We start from the raw sequence: 21264 nt of genomic DNA on the forward strand, positions 1-21264 counted from the left end.
TTGGAACTGAGCATAAAGTGCTAATTGTTAGATACTTTGGTAATACAAATTATATAGATGTTAATAAGTTGTAATGTTTGGACTTCAATCGGGTGTGAAAACTAACGATTGGAACCCAAAAATCTCAAAGCTCGATTAGTTACTGAGTTCGTCCCAAAACTAATTTTATTTATCATATCAAAAATTTCAGAACCTTTTCACGATTGGAAATTCGATTGGTTATTTGGTTTTTGAAAATTCAGATATGCAATTTTGAGTTTAGGGATTGGCTCACTTACAAAATGCGATCTAAAAAAGTAATTTTGAGTTGTAGTCTCAGCTCAATAAGTACTCAATGTTCTCCGGATTGTCTAGCAATAGTGACCAGTTGCAAGTAAAATCAATGACAGATTTATCAGTACTCAATTTCGACAACTCTGGGGGATAATAAGCACTAAAATAAATGAAAAAGATGGGAGAGAAAGGACAAATGAAAAAGAAAGAAAAAGTGTATTCAATAGCTTTAGCTTCAACGTTTCTAATTTTATTTTTGCTTTTTATTTCAACTGCAGCATCGGCGGCTCCTGAACAAAATCAGCGAACCGTTGCTCCACCGGAGATCAGCAGTGGAGCAGGTGATTCCTCAGATGACCAGATTCTGTCCGATGAGTTATCTACAGAAGAAAACGATACAGCCACGGAATCTATACAACCTTCTGCCGCACCCAAGATCACTGAAAAGCGTATCACCACCAATGCAGCAGAGCAGTATTCCCCTGTTATCGATGGTAACAAAATTGCGTGGGAAGATTATCGTAATGGAAACTGGGATATTTACATATATGACCTTTCTACTAAAAAGGAAATCTCTACTCTCAATAAATCAAATCAGTATTCTCCAGACATCTACGGTAACAAGATTGTGTGGACAGATGAGCGTAACGGAAAGACTGAGATCTATCTGGAAGATCTTTCTAATAAAAAACAAACTCGTATAATCACTAATGAAGTAGCTAACTGGGATCCTGCAATTTACGGTAACAAAATTGTCTGGACAGGTTATCCGGGTGAAGACTACGAAGGTTACAATATTTATATGTATGACATTTCCACTAAAAAGGAACAAATGATAGCTGCCCAAGCATATTCTCCTGCTATCTACGGTAACAGGATTGTGTGGGAAGACAATAACGCTGGACTTAGCAATATCTACATGTACGATCTCTCTACTAAAAAGCAAACTCAAATTACCAATAACGGACTCGCAAACTCTCCTGCAATCTATGGTAACAGGATAGTGTGGACGGATTGGCGCAATGAAAACGCTGATATCTACATGTACGACATTTCCACTAAAAAGGAAAAAAGAATAACCACCAATCCATCAGCTTCGTATTCTCCAAAAATCTACGGTGACAGGATAGTCTGGGAGGATGATCGCAATGGAAATTGGGATATCTATGTGTACGATTTAGCCACTCGCCAGGAAAGTCATACTACTGATAAATCAAACCAGTACAATCCAGATATCTACGGCGACAGGATAGTATGGACAGATATGCGCAATGGAAATGCTGATATTTACATGGGTACTCTTTCAACCTCTCCAGTTGCTGCATTTTCTGCATCTCCAACCTCAGGAAACGCTCCACTGAAAGTAAAATTTACTGACAAAAGTACAGGCTCTCCAACTTCGTGGAAATGGAGCTTTGGAGATGGAAAAACTTCAACATCCAAGAATCCTTCATACACATACAGTAAAGCCGGAAAATATACTGTCAGCTTAACAGTAAAGAATGCTGCAGGAAGCAACACGAAAACAATAAAGAACTATATTGTTGTAAATGCGTTGAAAGCGCCAGTTGCTGCTTTTTCAGCTTCTCCTCGATCAGGAAAAGCCCCACTGAAGGTGCAGTTTACTGATAAAAGTGCCAATAGTCCGACTTCCTGGAAATGGAGTTTCGGAGATGGAACGTATTCAACATCCAAGAGTCCTGCACACAAATATAGTAAAGCCGGAAAATATACTGTCAGCTTAACAGTTAAGAATGCAAAAGGCAGTAATACCAAAACTGTTTCTGGATACATTACGGTTTCCAAAAGATGAATATTTTAAACTGAAAAGTGAGTAAAAAGATTAGGTCTAAGGGTTAGGTAGGAATATCGATCAAATCTGGCAAAAAGGCAAAAGTAATCATTTTGTCAGATTTGAAAATTCTTTTTTACAATTTTCAATATTGATCTTAAAATCCAGCCTTTTAACTTCTTTAAGCTAATTTGAGATGTTTTCTGTCTTCTCCTCACTTTTTCTGTCAAAGCATCTAATAATCAAAAGTCCAAAGTATTTTTATATAAGTATTTGACATTCTTTTGACAACAATTGAAAATATCTAAGCGCTTAAGAAATAAATTTTTGATATTTTCAGATTTTCTAGCTACTGTAGCCAATTGCAAGCAGAATCAATATTCTATTTCGACAACCCTGGAGAATAATCATCATTAAAATAAATGGAAAAGAGGACGAATAAGTGATAAAGAGAGAAAAAGCGTACTCAATAGCTTTAGTTTCAACGTTTATTATTTTATTTTTGATTTTTGTCTCATCTACGGCATCGGGGCTTCCTGAAAAAGATCTTCACAGCTTCATCACACCAGCAATCACAGTTGGATCCGGAGCTTCTTCCGATGACAAAGTTGTTTTAAATGAATTATCTACAGAAGTAACTGATACAGCCTCGGAATCTATACAACCTGCTGGGCTCAAGATCACTGAAACTCAAATTACTACCGATAAATCAGAACAGTGGCACCCAATTCTTTATGATAACAAGATCGTGTGGCATGACAATCGCAGTGGAAACTGGGATATCTACATGTACGATCTTTCTACTAAAAAGGAAACTCAGATCACTACCAATGAATCAAATCAGTACTTTCCATATATCTACGGTAACAGGATAGTATGGGTAGATGAGCGTAATAGAAATCCTGAGGATATCAGTGGAACCTCTGACATTTACATGTATGATCTTTCTACTAAAAAAGAAACTCAAATCACAAACAATGAAGGGTATCTCTGGAATCCTTCAATCTATGGTGATAAGATTGTCTGGATAGCTTGTCCCTACGGTGACTTCTCCGATTGGTATGATATCTGTGTGTACGACATTTCCACCAAAAAGGAAAAAATGATAACCAACAATGGATGCTCATATTATCCTGCAATATACGGTAACAAGATAGTATGGGAAGATTATCGCAATGAATTTTCCGATATCTACATGTATGATCTTTCCACTCAAAAGGAAACTCGGATTACCACCTACGAATCAGATCAGTACGATCCCGAGATCTATGGGGACAGGATAGTGTGGATGGATTCACGCAACGGAAATTGGGATATCTATATGTACGATCTTTCTACTGAAAAGGAAACTCAGATCACCACCAATCCATCGGATTCATACTATCCTACAATTTATGGTGATAAGATAACATGGAATGACGGCAACGGAAATTGGGATATCTATGTGTACGATCTAGCCACTGGCCAGGAATGTCACACTACAGAGAAATCAGATCAGTACGATCCCGAGATCTACGGCGACAGGATAGTATGGACAGATATGCGTAACGGAAATGCTGATGTCTATATGGGTACTCTCAATTCGGCTGCTTTCTCTGCATCTCCAACTACAGGAAAGGCCCCATTAACTGTAACCTTTACTGATAAAAGTATAGGATCGCCAACGTCATGGAAGTGGACTTTTGGAGACGGAACAACGTCAACCAAGCAGAACCCAACGCATAAGTATTCCAAAGTAGGAAAATATACAGTCAGCTTGACAGTAAAGAATGCTGCGGGCAGTAACACGGTAACAAAAAAAGATTATATAAAAGTAGTAACAAAGCCGGTTGCTTCATTTTCTGCCTCTCCAACCACAGGAAAAGCACCATTAAATGTTGCTTTTACTGATAAAAGTACGGGAATACCAACTAAATGGAAATGGAGTTTTGGAGACGGAAAGACTTCAACTCAGCAAAATCCAAAACATCAGTATTTACAGGAAGGAAAATATAAGATTACACTTACAGTAAGCAATGCGGCAGGCAGCAGTACTGTAACAAAAACAAATTACATAAAAGTGACAACAAATACAAGACCCGGTATATACTCTGAAAGCAAATAAACACTTAAATTGAAAAACGAAAAAAGACCAAGGTTAAAAGGATATGTATGATCATCGATCAAATCTGACAAAAAGGCGAAAGTAATCCTTTTGTCAGATTTGAAATTTTTTAATAATTTTTCACTAATTGATCTTAAATTCAATTCTTTAATTTATTTTTAACCAACTTGAGATAGTCTCAGCTATTCTCTTATTTTTTTGTGTCAACATCTATAATATTAAAAAGTCACAAGGTATTTTTATATAAACTCAACATTCATTTGATAACTATTGAACATGGTTGGGATTTCAATCACAAAAATTTTTATATTTATTCGGTTTTCTAGCGATAGTATAGCCAGCAGCAGGCGAAATCTCAAATTCTCCAAAAAATAAGCATATTATATTAAAAAATATATCACAATGCAACATATAAAAATAAGTGGAACACTTATACATGAATCTATATCGAAACTCACAATTTGATTTTTGAACCTCAAATTTGGAACAGTTAGTCGAATATATGATCATGGAAAATGAGCCTGAAAATTCTTGATGATTCAGTATAAAACAGATTTTAGGATAGAGTCGTAAAACCGATACATAATAAAGTGAAAATTATCATATAGACTGTCTCAAATATGAACTCGATTCTACAATTGAGATATTATATTTGACTATAAGGTTAATCTGTAGTAAAAATGGCTTGGGTTTTGAGACAGCTTGAGACGAGATGTTCCATATCCTGATACGGTTTGATAAATTTAAATATGTAAAAAGTATATATTAATATATGAAATTTTTTAACATAGCTTTTGGGACAACAAATCTGCTTCACAATAAATGTGAATACAGATCGAGGTGTGCTGGGTATAAAGATGATTCTTACACATGTACAAAAACATTGGATAAAAACTACTGTGGAATCTATAATCATTTTTTACAGGAAACCTCTGAAATCTTAAATACAGAATTATAATAAGATTATTCAGAGTTATTAGGTTACGCTGACAAACTTCTGTTTTTTGTTTTGCTGTAAATTAAATAGTAAAATATCAAACTGAAGAACAGGAGCTTTATTCCTTTTTATCTATTTGAAGGCCGTTATTTTAAATGCGGTTTAAGTAACTGACTGTTTAAGGAGTTATTAAACCCGAAAAACTTAAGAAAAATCAATAAAAGTTGACGAAACATTATTTTACGAAAAAGAATAATGAAGCACCTTATGCTCACTCTTGGAATAGTAAATACCTACGATAAAATCAAGGTTCTAGATGCGCATTATCGGGCAATAGCAAGAGCTGCTCCGATCTGCCATGCTTTTGGATTCCACCTCGCTCTTTACGATTTTCCTTTCAAGATGACCGCAGAAGAACTGGTAGCTTATGTGATGGAAAAAACCACAATAGGAGAATCGGGAAGTTATCTCAAAATCCTTTATGAAAAAAACCACTTGTCAGTATCCGATCTTCCAAAAAAAGGGTTTCCTTCCCAGTTTGGGGAAATCGTAATCACTACCTCAAAACCTGATCCCAAAAGACAGGTTCTGCCCATAAAGATTGCCGAAGAAGCTCTTCGAAACCGTTCATTTCTGTTTCTTGTAGGGCTCGGGCACAAAGGGCTTCCAAAAGAGCTTTTCGAGAGAGGAAAATACCATCTTGACATTACCTGCAAAGGGCTTTCTCTTGAGACCTGTACTGCCATAGGGGCGATTCCGGCTCATCTCTCTGGGCTTATGGCAAATTTGGAAGCTAAATAATAAACACATACTAATTTTTTTAAAGTTTAAAAATTGGGGGTTATTCCAATCGTTTAATCAAAAAATTTAACTCAATTAAAAAAATTTCAAGCGTATCTAAAAGAAATTCCGGAATCAATATATATTACGATTGACAATTAATACTTGTTGTGGAGAACAACGCATGCTGCGCTGTCATGGGGTTTTTAGCCCATAGGAAAAGAATTCTGGCCCGCTTTCAGGTTTTATCCAGAACAATTGAGGTTCTGGACCTTATTGCAGGAGTTTGTCCACAGGGATTTAGAGAATGACGTTGATTGAATTTCCCTGAAGGGACTGGGAATTCTAACCTGCATTCAATTGCCGCTCCCGAAAAGGCTGAAAACTTTAACCTGAATTGCATGGCCCTCAAATCCGCAAGGACTACTATGACCCACATTTAAGCGCAGGTTTTGAAGAGACAGGAGGAAATTTTATGAGTGAATTAATGCACGAACACAGAAAAAGAAAAGAATATGGACGTAAGCACCAGGAAAATGGTTATCATGCCGTTGTAAAAGGCTGTACCGACAACCTGGACTCAGATGAACTAGACCTTTACCGCTTTATGATAGGCGGGGTGCAGGGTAAATAACCTGCAAAACCTTTTTTTATTTCTCGTTCCTACAAAAGAAGCATGTACGACGTATATGCGGTCCGTGAAGATTTCCCTGTTCTTAAAGAAGTCGTGTACCTTGACAGTACGGCAACTACTCAGACTCCGATACCTGCAGTTGAAGCTATGGTAGAGTACTTTTACAGGTATGCTGGAAATCACGGGAGAGGAGCCCACCGTCTGGCCAGGGAGGCTACAAACCGCTATGAAGATGCAAGGGAAACAGTTGCGCATTTTCTGAATGCTGAGCCTTCAAAGACCGTTCTTACGAAAAATACCACTGAGGGAATCAATCTTATTGCAAACAGTTACCCATGGGAGGCTGGAGACCATATCGTTACAACCGTTCTCGAACACCATTCTAATCTCCTGCCCTGGCTGCGCCTGCAGAAAAAAGGAGTAAATGTTACGGTTGTAAGTCCGGACAGTAATGGAAAAATCGATATCTCTTCGATAGAAAAAGCCTTTACTGAAAAAACCAGATTGGTGGCCATAAATCATATTTCAAATGTCTTCGGTTCTGTCCAGGATGTAAAAACCATTACTAAACTTGCCCACCGATACGGCATAAAAGTCCTGGTTGACGGGGCTCAGTCTGCAGGACATATGCCGGTCAGCCTTAAAGACCTTAACTGTGATTTTTTTGCAACTGCCGGACATAAAGGCTTGCTTGGGCCGCAGGGTACTGGCGTCCTCTATATCAAAGAACCGGATGTGCTCGATAGCGCTTCAGTGGGGGGCGGTACGGTTTCGGATGTTGAGGGATGTACTTACGTGCTGGAGCCTTCTCCAGCCTGCTTTGAAGCCGGCACTCCTAATATCCCTGGAGTTATAGGCTTGGGAAGAGCAGTCGAATATGTAGAAAAAATAGGGGTGCCGGAAATCGAGGCACATGAAATAAAGTTGTCCAGGGAAGCTGCAAAAAGGCTCTCCGAACTTGAGCATGTAGAGGTATATGGGCCTGAAGACAGGGCAGGGATAGTACCTTTTAATGTAAAAGGGCTTCATGCCCATGATGTTGCACTGATCCTTGACCAGACAAGGAAAATCTGTGTCAGGAGTGGGCATCACTGTGCAATCCCGACCATTCGCTTCCTAAATGTAGACAGCACTGTAAGAGCTTCTTTTGCACTCTATAATACCGACGAAGAAGTGGATATACTGGTAAATGCAGTTGCAGGGCTTAAGGCATTGGTTTCTTAACTTCCCGAGTCCCGTCTCGGGAGGACGGTGCCCTTTTCGCTCGCTCCGCTTTGCTCAAGAGGGCTGAATTGTAGTAATATGGCTTAATCAATACAGAATTTTCAAGATTGCTATTCTTCAAGAAAATTTATCGGATAGTCTCAAAAGCCATTAGATAAGGAAATCTTTCAGGTTCATCTTTCTTGTTATCGATAATTGAAATTGATGAATATAATCTACCGTTGCTTGAATTTGTATACCAGTAAATTTGATTTTGGAATAATAATCGGACTGTAGGGCACCTGGGGTGCAAAATTAAGCACAAAAGACATTGATGTAAAATATGCGTTTTAGATAGTTGAAGGGTAAAGGCATATCGATTTTCCGGTTCAACCACGCAAGTCCTAAATAATATAAACACTGATTGAGGAAAGTGATTAAAACTATGTCAGAAGTTAATTTTAATTCCAAGGCTTTTACATATGCAGATAATGCACTGGTTCAAAAGTCAGCCTCTGAAGTTCTCTTGAATTTATTATCAATTCAACCTGAAGAAGATATACTTGATATAGGCTGTGGGCCAGGTCATATCACGAAAAAAATTGCACAAATTACAAAAGGAACTGTACTGGGCATCGATGTCTCTCAAGGTATGATAGAACAGGCAGTAAGTTCCAACAAAGAGCTTCCCAACTTAAAATATTCTGTCATGGATGCTGAAAGTTTTGAGCTAAATACAAAATTTGATGTTATTGTGTGTAACTCGTGTTTTCAGTGGTTTCAAAAACCAGAACAAGTATTAATGCGTTGTTTTAATGTGCTTAAGGAAGGAGGTAGAATAGGGATACAGGCTCCGGCTACTCAAGCTTATTGCCCTAACTTTATTTCAGCAATAGAAAAAATCCGTATGCATCCATATACACGAGAGGTATTTAATCACTTTAAAAGTCCATGGTTTTTCTTTGACAGCAAGGACGAATACGAGCAACTTTTTAGAAATCATGGATTTGATATAATTTATAGCGAACTTCGTGAAGAGTCAACTCTCTTTTCTGTTGAACAGGCGTATAAAATATATCAATCAGGAGCTGAAAACGGTTACTTGAACCAATCGTTTTACACAGTAACTTTGACAGATGATTATATTAGTGCTTTTCGTGAATTAGTTAAAGAAGCTCTTCAAGAACAGGCAGATAATTCAGGAATGATTAACTTAAAGTTTAAAAGAATCTATTTAGTTGCTAAAAAACAATGAATTTCCAGCTTTATAATTCTTGCATGCTTACGTGACCGGGTTGCGTCTCTAAGTTACTGAACCGGAATTCTGAATGTTAATAATTTCCTTTACACTCTACATGTGATCAGCTATTTTTTTGGCCACTGATGGAGTTTTTTGGAACCATTTTCTATTTCCAGAGTCAACTTTCAGGAATCATTCCAGGTTCTTAAAACTTTTTTCTGAAGACTGTCGAGTCCAAAAAATGCTGAGTCCAATAAATGCTGTACCTCTGGTTTCACTAAAGCAATGCTTGCAGGTTTTACATTTAAGAAGTTCATAGTTATTTTTACCGTATCTTTCTTTAAGGACTATATTCCTTTGATTTTCATTCCATAATTAGGACAATCTTTATTCAATCCCTATATTTATGAGAAATCTATTTTGGAAACTCAAGGACACGACCAATTCCTAAATTGTAATTAAACTTATTTAACTTTTTTAAGGATTATAAGCAAGCCGAATTCTCGTGAAAATGGTTTAGAATCAAGAAAAACAGCATGTTGCATTAGGAAATTTTGATCTGGATATCTTACTGTTTACCAGGGCCCATCTTAACATGTAAAGTTTTTATAAGATGTTCAACTTATATGACCTAAGAAGAAACCTGAGGGCGAGAGTTTGAATGATGTAAAAGGAAAGATAGCGAAGAATAAGTTTGTTTCGGAGTTATTTGGGAAAAAAAGTAACTCCAACTCCATAGCTGAGGTCGTAAAAAAGGCTAGAAGCTACTTTGATAAGCCTTTGAGGACTCTACCAGCTTATGACTCGGAAAAAGAAGGGCCTCTTGTAGATTTTATAGTGCCTGACGGGTTAAAAGAACTCGAAAGATACTGGCTTCAGGAACCTTACTCTTTTGTCTCGATCCTGGAAGACCGTAGATCAACATATTACAGGCTTATTGAACCTTCTCTGACAAAATTTGATAAGGAGCTTCTTGAAAGAATATATGAAGATTTTCAAGATATCCTGATTCTTGGGTCTACGCATTCCAAAGCCGAAAAGGATGCATTTCTGGTAGATAGAGCCCTCTTTCTTCTTGAACGTTATAAAGCTGACATTTCGAAAGCCACACTTCTAAAAATTATCTATTATCTTAGAAGAAACCTGCTAGGCTACGAGAAAATCGATCCTCTCCTTTATGATCCTTATATAGAAGATATTTCATGTGATGGAGTGGGAGTCCCTCTCTATGTTTATCATAACAGATATCTCAATGTTGAATGTAATATTACTTTTGAAGAAGAGGAACTTGATGCTCTTGTAATCAAGATGTGCCAGTTGAACAATAAACACGTTTCTGTAAGCCAGCCAATCGTGGATGCAACAATTCAGGACGGTTCAAGACTTCAGGCTGTTCTAGGAAGAGAGATTACTCCCAGAGGCAGTTCTTTTACTATCCGTAAGTTCAGAAAAGATCCAATGACTCCTATAGACCTGCTTGGCTATAAGACGTGCGACCTTGACATGCTTGTATATTTCTGGATGGTTATCGAAAACGGCCACAACATGCTTTTTGCAGGGGGGACGGCGTCAGGAAAAACGTCTATACTGAACGCTACATCCCTGTTCATGCCTTCTACAACGAAGATAGTATCGATAGAAGATACAAGGGAACTCTTACTCTACCACAATAACTGGGTTTCCGGGGTTGCAAGAGAGGGTTTTGCTGCAGACTCTTCGGGAGAAATTACCATGTACGACCTTTTGAGAGCTGCTCTCAGACAGCGCCCAGATTATATTATTGTGGGTGAAGTGAGAGGCAGTGAAGCTCTTACTCTTTTCCAGGCAATGTCAACAGGACATGCAACAAGCTCAACAATGCACGCAGGAGATGTACAGACCGTTGTAAACAGGCTCACCCACGAGCCAATAAACGTGCCTCACGTCATGCTGCAGTCTCTGAATGTGCTCTGTATTCAGGAGCAAGTGTACATAGAAGAAAAAAGAGTTAGACGAACTCGAAGTCTTGTAGAAGTCCTGAATGTCGATCCTGAAACAGGAGATCTGGGTATAAATGAGCTTTTTAACTGGGAACCTTTAGAGGACTGCTTCACTAAGGTAGGAGATTCTCATATCCTGCAGGAAATTATGAATGTAAGAGGGTGGGATACCAGTCAGTTGAGAAACGAGATGGAAAATCGGAGAAAAATTCTGGCTTATATGTACGAAAAAAGCATAAGGAACTATGTTCAGGTGTCCATTGTAGTTCAGGCATACCAGACTCATCCAAAGATGGTTATGGAAGCTATAGATAACGATACTCTGGAGAGTATGATACAGAGTATAGCTGCTTAAGAGCAAGCCTTTTTAAAAAAACTGCTTGCCTGCAAGCCTTTTAAAAAAAAGCTTGCCCGCAACCCTTTTCAAAAAAGGCTTGCCCGCAACCCTTTTCAAAAAAGGCTTGACCGAAAACCATGAGCCAATATTTGGGTTTGATGAACTTATCCCCAAACCCTATCGGCGTGATCAACCGGCGCAACGGTTGCGGGTCAACAGTTGCGGGTCAACGGTTGCACTTAACGGTTTCTGTACAGGAATATGGTTGCTTAAGAGGGGGAATATGACTTATACTATTCTGGATGAATTAGCATACCTATTTTATGGGGACTTCTTCTATAAAAATAAAGAATATTTTCAGGATTTAAAGGTAAAAATACGTCATTCTCATATCTCTATGTCAGTAGACCAATATCTGGCTTCTACCTTCATGTACTCCGTAATTGTAGGAATTACTTCAGGAATCTTTGGCTTATGGTTGGGACTAAAAATCTTTGGGAATCCGGTTTCCCGACTTAGCCTTTTTGCAGATCCTGGACGTGCCGACATTGCAGGTGAATATGTATATCCTCTTGCGCTTCTAGTTGGCCTTATACTGTTTCTTGTAAGTTTTTTTGCCGTATTTCTCGTGGCATATATCTATCCTTATTTCCAGGCAAATAACCGGCAAGCATCTATCGATAAATCCATGCTTCCGGCAATAACTTACATGTATGCTCTGACAAAAGGAGGCATGTCAATTTATGACGTTTTCCGGTCTTTGAGCAGGTACAGCTATATATTTGGAGCAACTGCGGAAGAAATCTCCTACGTTGTAAGAGACATGGACTATCTGGGAAAAGATTTCATAAGTTCCCTTAAAATTGCCAAGGAACGTACTCCTTCTGAAATTTTCAAAGACTTTGTTGATGGATTGATTATTGTTTCAAGCAGTGGGACCATAACCGAATATATCAAAAATAAGTCTGAACAATATCAGGGTCTGGCCGAGATGGCAAATAGAAACTTATTACAGAGACTGGATGTACTTGCCGAAATCTACGTGACGGCTCTTGTTGCAGGTCCTCTTTTCGTAATGGTAACCCTTGTTGTGCTACAGTTTTTCCGGCCGGCTTCAGCTCAGATCCTTTACATGCTTATTTATATAATATTACCTCTCGCAACCCTGCTCTATTTAGTACTTCTCGATACTGTGGGAGAACTCTCCATTGATCCGAAAAAAGGTGATATTCGAAGTTTTACAATAAACCTTTCCGATATCCCGGAAATCGACTCCGGACTTACTGAAGAGGTGGAGGAAAAAAGGAAAAAGATGTACATGCTGTACAGGGAGCTTCACAGGCTAAAAGACATGGTGCTTAACCCTTACAGGACTATCCGGAATGAGCCAAGATACACGTTTTTCTTCGGAGTTCCGCTCGGATTGTACTATCTTACCCAACTTCCAAGAAACCTCAGAAACAGCCTATTTTCTAGTTTTCATCATCTGAACATAAGTTTTGACCATGTCACTGACAGTGCTATAAAGCTAGTTACTGCTGTCGATGATTATTTTGTCATCTTTATTGTCGTTGCCCTTATTCCTTTTATAATTTTTTACGAAATAAAGGCCTGGAGGATGCGCAAAATCGACGAGAAAATGCCTGATTTTTTGAAAAGCCTTTCCAGCATGAATGAATCGGGGATTATGCTTGCCAACTCCTTAAAAATAATTGCTGAATCCAAAATGGGGATCCTCAGTAAAGAACTTAAAAAGTTAAAAGAAGACCTTTCCTGGGGTACTTCCACCTCTAAAGCCCTTCTGAACCTTGAAAACAGCATCAGAACACCTTCTTCAAGCCGAATCCTTCACATTCTAGTAAAAGCAAATGAATCAACAAGTGACCTTAAAAACGTGCTCTCGATTACTGCTAGACAGGTTAGAAATGACGAGGATATGAAAAAAGAGCGCTCATCAGCAATGGTAGTCTACGTTATTACAATCTATGTAGCCTTTTTCGTATTCCTTTTCATAGTTTATATCCTTGCTACTAACTTCTTCCCACAAACGGCTTCTTTTTCCACCTCTTCGCAGGGTATGGGGGGAATCGGCGGATATTTTAACGTCGAAGAGTACAGTATGCTCATGTTCCACTCCGCCCTGGTACAGGCTTTCACTTCCGGGATTGTTGCCGGGAAGATGGGACAGGGCTCGGCGTATCTGGGCCTGAAGTACAGCGTAAGCATGGTAATAATAACTTATGTGGCTTTCACCATGTTTGTTTGATTTATATGACGAAGCGTAAAACCCCTGAGTCTTTATCTTAGGGGTAGTTCATGTGGAGAACTTGGGGGATCTATCCAAAACACCCCCCATTTCGTTCTTTCGTTTAAAATTGTCAGACTGGGACGGGAAAATTTAAACCTTAATATCGAGAAAAAAGCTCTTAAATGAAAAATAATTAATCTTGATCGCCATTTTCAGTCTGCTTATTTTTTCCTGCGCATTTATCTTTATTGCTTATAGGTATAGTGGCTTATTTGTAATCAGCAGGCCCGAGGGTTCGAGCCCTCTGGCAGCTGTTTGTTTTTGGTTCAGAATCTGTCTTCATAGACCATTAAGTAACGGAAATATCTATTTATAAACCAAGCTGTTAATTTTCAGGGCAACTCTGTTCCTTCAGAATGCTGTCTACGTTTTCCCCCACTTTATAATAATATAAAATGTTGTAATGCCCAGGTCTTGACCTTACTGACTTTTATTGGACTGTTTCATCAGAATGTTTCATCAGAATGTTTCCGTCATAGTATCTACTTCTTTCGACATCTCGTTGACGTACTTTCGATAGCCTACAAGTTCTGCAATCAGGTAATTTCTTGCTTCAGATAACTCACGGATAAATTCATTCCGAAGAGAAAGCATTGCCGTAGCATCGGTTACTGACATTTGATCTTTCTCTTCTTTGAAGTAATCTCGTGAAAGAGCTTCTATGACATCGCTGAGTTTACTCAATGCATCTTCCATTAAAAGATCGCATTCTTCTATTGAATTTGTAATATATTCTTCAGTATATTCATTTGTGTTCTTATTCTTTTCAAATGTGGCATATGAAGAATGCATCACTGTATTTGCCGTTTCACCAATTGTCATCAATTACCATCCTATGGAACTTTAGCCATAATATAGAAACATCTTACAATATATACAAAGGTTTTCCATGGATTTGATTCAAGTGTAAGTTATTTCTCAAAACAAAATATTGCAAAAAGATGAAATTGATGTATTAATTGGGTACAAGAGAGATTTATCTAATGAGGGCCTGAGCTTTCTTTTTTTGCGAAAAACCTGAAAATGAAATGAAAGGCTTTTGAAAGAGTTTTTAATGTTCCTGAGTACTATTAAGGATCTTAAATTCGGTTATTATTATATTATATTTATATTATTCATTAGATTAACTAAATACTCCGGAGATCTAATTTATTTTTAGTTGTTAAACTAAACTGCCGTATTGAATTTAACTACCGTATTAAATTCAATTGCCTTATTAAATTTAGAAGGTTTAAAATTCTTTTTCGGATGTCAAAATACGTATATTCCGTAATATTATCCGTAACAGGGCAACAGATAATCATAATTCTTGATCGGTCGTTCATTCTAGGAATTTTGGATGGCATATTTATTTCAGGCGATATGCCCATATTATTATTACATATAAAATATAATAAATAAAGTTTCAATAAATCACTGAGTGGTAGTAAAATTGAGTAGGGGGATGTATACACATGGCTAAGAAATTTGAAAATAAGGAGATAAGGGAAGAGTCTTCGGAAGCACCAACCCAACGTAGATGCGGAGCGATGGAAGTTCATCACAGGTTGTTAGCGGAATCTGAATCATATGCCAGAAACCGCGATCAAATTGAAAATCTGGCTCTTGCATATAAACGAGGGCTTCGAGCAGTATCTCGGACCGGGATTGTCCAGATTCCTGTGGTTGTTCATGTTGTATGGAATAAAGAAGAAGAGGATATTTCTGATGCCCAGATCCAGAGCCAGATAGATGTCCTTAATAAAGACTTCCGCAAGTCGAATTCAGACATATCGCAGGTTCCTTCTGTCTGGAGCAATCTTACGGCAGACCTGGGAATTGAATTTTCTCTCGCAACGAAAGATCCAGATGGGCATCCGACTTCAGGAATAACTCGCACTCAAACCTCAGTGACATCTTTCACTGTCGATGACAAAGTTAAATCCAAATCTTCTGGCGGTGAGGATGCATGGCCGGCTGACCGTTATCTGAATATGTGGGTATGTAAGCTTGGCGGGGGTCTTCTGGGTTACGCACAGTTTCCAGGAGGGCCAGCTGAAACAGATGGTGTAGTTATTACTTACACAGGATTTGGTACCACTGGCACTGCCAGACCACCATTTAACGAAGGGAGGACAGCTACCCACGAAATAGGCCACTGGTTAGACCTATATCATATATGGGGTGATGAATTGAGTTTTGAAGACCCATGTTCACGCTCGGATCAAGTTGATGATACTCCAAACCAGGCAAATGAAAACATTGGCGTTCCGGCATTTCCACATATTAGTTGTAACAACGGGCCTAATGGTGATATGTTCATGAATTACATGGACTACGTTGATGACAGATGCATGGTTATGTTCACACAGGGCCAGGCCGTTCGTGTAAATGCATGTCTTGAAGGGCCACGGTCATCATTCCTTACTGCGGCGCAAAAAGCAGAGGTCAAGAGAGCATCATCTGAAGGTAAAATGCCTATGCCAAGGTGAAGTATCTCTGAGGAAGATAAAAGTATCATTGCCTGAGGAAGGAATACCTTGCCGTTTTCTTCCTCTGTATCAATTTTGTCCTGTGCCACAATGAAACAACTCAAAATGGAACCAGTCAGTAAATGTTCTGAATAAGTGGATGAGGTTACTGCTAACTTTTGATTTTGTATGGTATATCTAAAGGACAGGCTATGACCGAATTACCTGACGAGATCTTCCGAAAATGGATACATTCCTTTGAAGAAGATACGAATGGAATAACTGTGTATAGGCCAGTGGAGTATGATTTTCCACTAGCTCGCGGTCGAGGTGGTATTGAGTTCAGGCCAGATGGAGCGTTTATCTCCTGGGAAATTGGTCCTACTGATGCCACTCGTGGAATTAATGGACACTGGAAGATAGAGGGTTCTGGGCGTGTAAGTGTGTCTTTTGAAGAGAGCACTCGACCTTCTACAGTCATAGAGATCCTTCAATGTGATTCAGAAGTATTGAAGGTGCGGAAATTGCCAGAATCTTCATGATTCGTGTTCGAGGTGAAATTATGGGGAGATATATAGTACTCTCGGATTCAAGCGAAAAACGCAGTGTTGAAGAATCTGCAAGGAACTTCGGAGCGCACTGGGTTCGTCTGGGAGATAAAACTGTAGTATGGACAGTTTCTAAAGAATGGGACACTTTCGCCAATAAAGCCATAGAGGCAGGCATGAGTCTCGACCAGGCAGAAGGTCGCAAATTGGAAGGTCAGTTTTATCTTGTTATCCAGACTGGAAGGGCATTCCAGGATGAACATCCTGAAGTTCGGATAATCGTGGAAAAAGGCCGTTACCTGGTGGCCGATTTTCTTCCTGAAGAATTAAGCCGTTTCTCTAAACGTGAAAATGATTGGTGGACGATACGCCCTCTGGCAATGGACAGCGTGATTATGGATATAATAAAACCGGAAGTAAGAGCAGCCGTTTCCAGAGTACAGGCAAATGTCGATGTTGTATCACAATCTACCTATAGTTCTTATCTGACTTCGCTGGTGAATTTCCTGACTCGCCATTCCTTAAGCTCTCAATTTACCAGTGCAGCAAAATGGGCTGCAGATCAGTTGCAAAGCTTTGGTTATCAGGTAAAACTGTATCCAATCAATATTGGAGACGGCAATAGCTATAATATCGTGGCAGATCGACCAGGTAGTGAAAGTGGATCCTGTAAACTTGTGCTTGTTACTGCTCACCTGGATTCAATTAACATAAAAGGTGGAGCGGATGCACCTGCTCCAGGTGCAGACGACAATGCAAGCGGTGCTGCAGGAGTTCTGGAGATTGCACGCGTGCTTGCTGAGCGTCCTGCAAAAAATGACCTGCGACTTATCCTTTTTGGAGGAGAAGAGGAGGGACTTCATGGGAGCAAACAATATGTCAGCGGGTTGTCAAAAAATGAGCGCATCCGTATTAGTGCAGTTATCAATATGGATATGATCGCGACCTTAAATACCGCATCGAAAGCTGTCCTGCTTGAGGGTGATCCAGTTTCCCGGACTTTAATGGAAGAACTTGCAGGAGCCGCGGCCACATACACATCCCTGATTGTCCAGACATCAGAAAGCTCATTCGGAAGCGACCACGTACCTTTTATCGGTGAACTTATTCCCGCGGTTCTCACGATTGAGGGAACTGACAGCTCAAATCTCAATGTCCATACTGCTAATGATACTCTTGATCACATCAATTACGGACTCGCGCTGGACATTATTAGGATGAATCTCGCTGTTACTTCGAAGCTACTTGCTTGAGTAACTACTTGCTTGAGTAAGTAGTCTTGATAGTTCGAAAGTGCTTTGCTTTCTTTGCGAGAACCAGGAAAACATGGAAAATATACTAACTTTAAGATTAAAACACAAGTAATAATGTTTAAAATAATGCAAATAAAATAATAATTACGTGTAGATAAATTGTCATAATGGATAAAAAATATTATTCTAAGTGAGTGGGGTAAATGAAATGATTGGTATAGCAGCTGCTTTTGAAAAGGTGAAGATTCCGGAGACTGGGGAAACTTTTTCAACTGGTTGGCTTCCTCCATTGCCGGACTTGAGAGATTACACAGAAGGAACAACAGAAGAAGATGCCCAAATTCCTGAAATAACAAAAAAACTCGGGCTCCTGTCTTTCAAAAAGAAATCTAAAGCTTCTGAGCTGCATGCATCGGTAGACCTTAGAAGCTGGTGTTCGCCGGTTGAAAACCAGATGGATCTGGGTTCCTGTACTGCCCACGCAGGCGTAGGAGTGATTGAATACTTCCAGAGGCGGGCTTTTGGAAAGCACATCGAAGGGTCAAGGCTTTTTGTTTACAAGACGACAAGAAACCTGATGGGCGTTAAGGGAGACACCGGAGCCTGGCTTCGAGATACTATGGCAGCTCTTGTTCTTTGCGGGGTCCCTCCTGAAAAATATCACCCTTATACTGACAGAAAAATCCCGGGCCCGGCAGGGGAACCGACCTTTGATGAAGAACCTTCGAATTTTGTATATTCGCTTGCCGACGATTTCGAGGCCCTTAAGTACTTCTGCCACGACCCGCAGGGTATGAACATCCTGCCTTCAGATGTTCTTTTTAGCGTGAAAAAGTACCTTGCAGCAGGAATACCTTCAATGTTTGGTTTCTTTGGTTTTCCCTCTTTCAACGATACAGATGTAAAAGGCGGAATCCCTTTCCCAGGCCCCAAAGAACAGGCAATATGGGGTCATGCAGTCGTTGCTGTCGGATATGACGATGATATAAAAATCAAAAACACTCTCAGCAACCAGGAAACCACTGGCGCTCTCCTGATTCGCAACTCCTGGGGGACAGGCTGGGGAGATCAGGGATATGGTTGGCTGCCCTATGAATATGTCCTGAGTAAGTTCGCAGTGGATTTCTGGTCTCTTATCTCAATGAACTGGATTGACACAGGGAATTTCGGACTTAAACTCTGACGGTTCCACACCATTGAGGCACAGCCATCGGGGTTTAAAAGAGGTAATTGAGAACGTCTTCGATATGCAGTAACTCTATGCCAGTTCAGTAGTTAACATCCCGAAAACAAGATTTCATCCTCAGCAATGCTGTTTTGCAGCAGGATTGCAGCAGGATATCTAAAACACTGAACTATATCACAGAGGTTATAAGTTTATTTTTATACCACGTTTATATAAATACTCACATATGCCAGAAGAAAGCAAAACTGCCCGGAACTTCAAGGAACTTAAATGGAGTGACCTCCAGGATTGGGCTGGAGGGAAAGCAACTGCAAAGGGGATCAAGTATCAAGAAGAGGGTCGGGTGAAAGAAATCAAATGCACTTCCATAGGCAGCCTGGTCGCGCGGGTAGAGGGGACGATAGAGTATTTCACTGAAGTTTCCCTTGAAAACGGGAAATTGAGTTCTATCTGTACCTGTCCTGTCGGGTATGACTGCAAACACGGAGTTGCAGCTGTACTTGAATATCTTGACCTTATTGAACAGGGAGAAGATGTGCCGGTTGTTACTGAGGAAGACCCACTTATTAAAAGATCCAGAAGAGGATTTGCAGGAGCCGGAACTTCTGGAGCTTACCAGGTCGAAAAATCTTCACAGGTTCTCCAGGAATATCTAGAAAAGCTGGAGAAGCCGGAATTAATCCAGATACTGACAACGTTTGCAAAAAAAGATAACATGCTTGGCATATATCTGACAGACCGTCAGCACCTTTCATCTGAAAATCCGGAAGGAGTTATTGGAAATATCTATTCCGAGCTGGATGGGCTCTGGAGAGAATTAAAAAGTTTTGATTTCTGGTCTTACGAAAGCGAAGAAGTGCCTGATTTTTCAAAGTTACAGGTTCGGCTTGAAAGCCTCCTTGATTCAGGTCATCCTGATGAGATTCTTGATATCGGAAAAGAGCTCATGGACCGATATAATGAAATTGAGGAATATGACGAAGAAAGGGATATAGGAACACAAATCTCCGGCTGCATGGATGTGGTGTTCAGAGCCTTATCTCAATCCTTTCTTCCTGCACATGAGAAAATGCTTTATGCTCTTGATCTTGAGCTAAAAGATAATCACAGTATTCTTAATGAACCTGTTATCTGGAGAGAAGCCTATTCTCAGGAAGAGTGGAATCTATTTGCAGAAACCCTGAAAGTCAGGTTGCAAAAAGCTGAAAAAGAAAAAGAGAAAGAAACCGATATCCTGTACGAGTCATCCTGGGAACGAGATTATATTGTTGACAGACTTATCGATGCCCTGAGAAAAGCTGGGCGGTCGGAGGAGATTATCCCGATCTCCGAGCTCGAAGTCGAAATGACAGGCAATTATACGAGGCTTGTTAGAGAACTGCTCGATTCCGGGCAAAAAAAGAGAGCAGAAGATTGGATTTATAAAGGGATCAAAGAACTAAGAGAATATGACCCTGGCACTGCCTACGAGCTCTTGCAAACCCTTATTGAAATTAAAGAAAGCGAAGGAAACTGGCTTTTCATAGCTGCCCTTGAAACGGAAGATTTTTTCAGATATCCCCAACTTTCCAGTTATATTAAAATGCAGAAAGCAGCCATAAAAATTGGGAAGTGGCCGGAAATCCGAGAAGTTGCCCTCCAGTACTTGCGAACCGGAGAGTTACCCGTCCGCCAGTCCAGAACTACGGGGGAGTTTTCAATCATTCCGGGCATTCTTCCGGAATCAGGGCTGCTGGAAGTAAGCTCGTTAGAAAAAATTAAACCTCCTGTCCTTGATCTGTTGATTCATATAGCTATTCAAGAAAATGACGCTGATGAGGTAGTCCACTGGTATGAAGAGCTTAAAAAAAGCAAAGGTGCAGCCGAAATAGCCATACAATCTATCTTAGGAGAAGAAATTGCAAATGCTATTAAGGACAAGTACCCTGAGGTTGCGATTGAAATCTGGAAAACCATTGCAGAAGAATTGATCTCCAAGACAAAAGTAAACTCATATGAAGTAGCATCAATATACCTCCGAAAAATAAAGGAGACGCTGGAATCTATTGGAAAGAAAGAGGAGTGGGAAGTATATCTTAATCAGATTCGGAAAGTCAACAGGTTCAAAAAGAAGCTGCTTGAAATTCTAAATCGGTTGGATAAATCCCGAATTCTCGACAAGTGAAAAAGAACAAAAAGAAAACTTTGCTGGTAAAATGGGTTGGAACATTTATACATTCAAATTTTATATATTTAATATG

15 protein-coding genes are annotated in these 21264 nt (G+C 39.6%); 14 read left to right on the top strand and 1 reads right to left on the bottom strand.

All coding sequences use genetic code 11. The features are described 5' to 3' along the window. The first annotated feature begins 469 nt into the window (after positions 1 to 469). The 9 genes from FXW07_RS10100 (at position 470) to FXW07_RS10150 (ending at position 13545) form a co-directional block, all read left to right on the top strand. Positions 470 to 2086 (top strand): PKD domain-containing protein, encoded by a 1617-nt coding sequence (locus FXW07_RS10100; protein ID WP_229395312.1) that lies wholly within the window; start codon positions 470 to 472, stop codon positions 2084 to 2086. A 421-nt stretch (positions 2087 to 2507) separates the two neighbouring features. Continuing rightward, positions 2508 to 4169 carry a PKD domain-containing protein gene (locus FXW07_RS10105; RefSeq protein ID WP_346655642.1) on the top strand — a complete coding sequence of 554 codons (1662 nt, stop codon included), beginning with the start codon at positions 2508 to 2510 and terminating at the stop codon, positions 4167 to 4169. Positions 4170 to 5361: 1192 nt separating this feature from the next. Next, a complete protein-coding gene (locus FXW07_RS10120; RefSeq protein ID WP_229395313.1) occupies positions 5362 to 5907 on the top strand; it encodes a DUF531 domain-containing protein in 546 nt (181 codons plus the stop codon). 149 nt (positions 5908 to 6056) lie between these two features. Then, positions 6057 to 6197, top strand: a complete 141-nt coding sequence (locus FXW07_RS10125) for a hypothetical protein (RefSeq protein WP_229395314.1) — start codon at positions 6057 to 6059, stop codon at positions 6195 to 6197. Between the two features lie 164 nt (positions 6198 to 6361). After that, positions 6362 to 6520, top strand: a complete 159-nt coding sequence (locus FXW07_RS10130) for a hypothetical protein (protein WP_156150929.1) — start codon at positions 6362 to 6364, stop codon at positions 6518 to 6520. 42 nt (positions 6521 to 6562) lie between these two features. Next, positions 6563 to 7744: a cysteine desulfurase gene (locus tag FXW07_RS10135; protein WP_229395315.1), complete on the top strand. Its 1182-nt coding sequence runs from the start codon at positions 6563 to 6565 to the stop codon at positions 7742 to 7744. Between the two features lie 424 nt (positions 7745 to 8168). Next, the gene (locus tag FXW07_RS10140; protein ID WP_229395316.1) at positions 8169 to 8978 is read left to right on the top strand and encodes a methyltransferase domain-containing protein; all 810 of its coding nucleotides are present in this window, start codon (positions 8169 to 8171) and stop codon (positions 8976 to 8978) included. A gap of 642 nt (positions 8979 to 9620) precedes the next feature. Then, the gene (locus tag FXW07_RS10145) at positions 9621 to 11297 is read left to right on the top strand and encodes a type II/IV secretion system ATPase subunit (protein ID WP_229395317.1); all 1677 of its coding nucleotides are present in this window, start codon (positions 9621 to 9623) and stop codon (positions 11295 to 11297) included. Positions 11298 to 11349: 52 nt separating this feature from the next. Continuing rightward, positions 11350 to 13545 (top strand): type II secretion system F family protein, encoded by a 2196-nt coding sequence (locus tag FXW07_RS10150; protein ID WP_229395318.1) that lies wholly within the window; start codon positions 11350 to 11352, stop codon positions 13543 to 13545. A gap of 501 nt (positions 13546 to 14046) precedes the next feature. Here FXW07_RS10150 and FXW07_RS10155 read toward each other — a convergent pair. Beyond that, positions 14047 to 14409, bottom strand: a complete 363-nt coding sequence (locus FXW07_RS10155) for a hypothetical protein (protein ID WP_229395319.1) — start codon at positions 14407 to 14409, stop codon at positions 14047 to 14049. A 632-nt stretch (positions 14410 to 15041) separates the two neighbouring features. Between FXW07_RS10155 and FXW07_RS10160 the strand changes: the two genes are divergently transcribed. From FXW07_RS10160 to FXW07_RS10180, 5 genes are all read left to right on the top strand, one after another. Continuing rightward, on the top strand, positions 15042 to 16058 hold the full coding sequence (locus FXW07_RS10160) for a zinc metalloprotease (RefSeq protein WP_229395320.1): 1017 nt from the start codon (positions 15042 to 15044) through the stop codon (positions 16056 to 16058). 191 nt (positions 16059 to 16249) lie between these two features. Next, on the top strand, positions 16250 to 16579 hold the full coding sequence (locus FXW07_RS10165) for a hypothetical protein (RefSeq protein WP_229395321.1): 330 nt from the start codon (positions 16250 to 16252) through the stop codon (positions 16577 to 16579). A gap of 20 nt (positions 16580 to 16599) precedes the next feature. Then, positions 16600 to 17838: a M28 family metallopeptidase gene (locus tag FXW07_RS10170; protein WP_229395322.1), complete on the top strand. Its 1239-nt coding sequence runs from the start codon at positions 16600 to 16602 to the stop codon at positions 17836 to 17838. A gap of 208 nt (positions 17839 to 18046) precedes the next feature. Then, positions 18047 to 19021, top strand: a complete 975-nt coding sequence (locus FXW07_RS10175; RefSeq protein ID WP_229395323.1) for a C1 family peptidase — start codon at positions 18047 to 18049, stop codon at positions 19019 to 19021. Between the two features lie 229 nt (positions 19022 to 19250). Continuing rightward, the gene (locus tag FXW07_RS10180; protein ID WP_229395324.1) at positions 19251 to 21188 is read left to right on the top strand and encodes an SWIM zinc finger domain-containing protein; all 1938 of its coding nucleotides are present in this window, start codon (positions 19251 to 19253) and stop codon (positions 21186 to 21188) included. Positions 21189 to 21264: the final 76 nt, after the last annotated feature.

Source organism: Methanosarcina sp. DH1 (assembly GCF_020804205.1).
Classification (GTDB): Archaea; Halobacteriota; Methanosarcinia; order Methanosarcinales; family Methanosarcinaceae; genus Methanosarcina; species Methanosarcina vacuolata.

Coding starts and splice junctions, on each gene's coding strand:
- FXW07_RS10160 (WP_229395320.1), top strand. CDS start 15,042: ATGGCTAAGAAATTTGAAAATAAGGAGATAAGGGAAGAGTCTTCGGAA.
- FXW07_RS10175 (WP_229395323.1), top strand. CDS start 18,047: ATGATTGGTATAGCAGCTGCTTTTGAAAAGGTGAAGATTCCGGAGACT.
- FXW07_RS10165 (WP_229395321.1), top strand. CDS start 16,250: ATGACCGAATTACCTGACGAGATCTTCCGAAAATGGATACATTCCTTT.
- FXW07_RS10100 (WP_229395312.1), top strand. CDS start 470: ATGAAAAAGAAAGAAAAAGTGTATTCAATAGCTTTAGCTTCAACGTTT.
- FXW07_RS10130 (WP_156150929.1), top strand. CDS start 6,362: ATGAGTGAATTAATGCACGAACACAGAAAAAGAAAAGAATATGGACGT.
- FXW07_RS10140 (WP_229395316.1), top strand. CDS start 8,169: ATGTCAGAAGTTAATTTTAATTCCAAGGCTTTTACATATGCAGATAAT.
- FXW07_RS10180 (WP_229395324.1), top strand. CDS start 19,251: ATGCCAGAAGAAAGCAAAACTGCCCGGAACTTCAAGGAACTTAAATGG.
- FXW07_RS10135 (WP_229395315.1), top strand. CDS start 6,563: ATGTACGACGTATATGCGGTCCGTGAAGATTTCCCTGTTCTTAAAGAA.
- FXW07_RS10155 (WP_229395319.1), bottom strand. CDS start 14,409: ATGACAATTGGTGAAACGGCAAATACAGTGATGCATTCTTCATATGCC.
- FXW07_RS10170 (WP_229395322.1), top strand. CDS start 16,600: ATGGGGAGATATATAGTACTCTCGGATTCAAGCGAAAAACGCAGTGTT.
- FXW07_RS10120 (WP_229395313.1), top strand. CDS start 5,362: ATGAAGCACCTTATGCTCACTCTTGGAATAGTAAATACCTACGATAAA.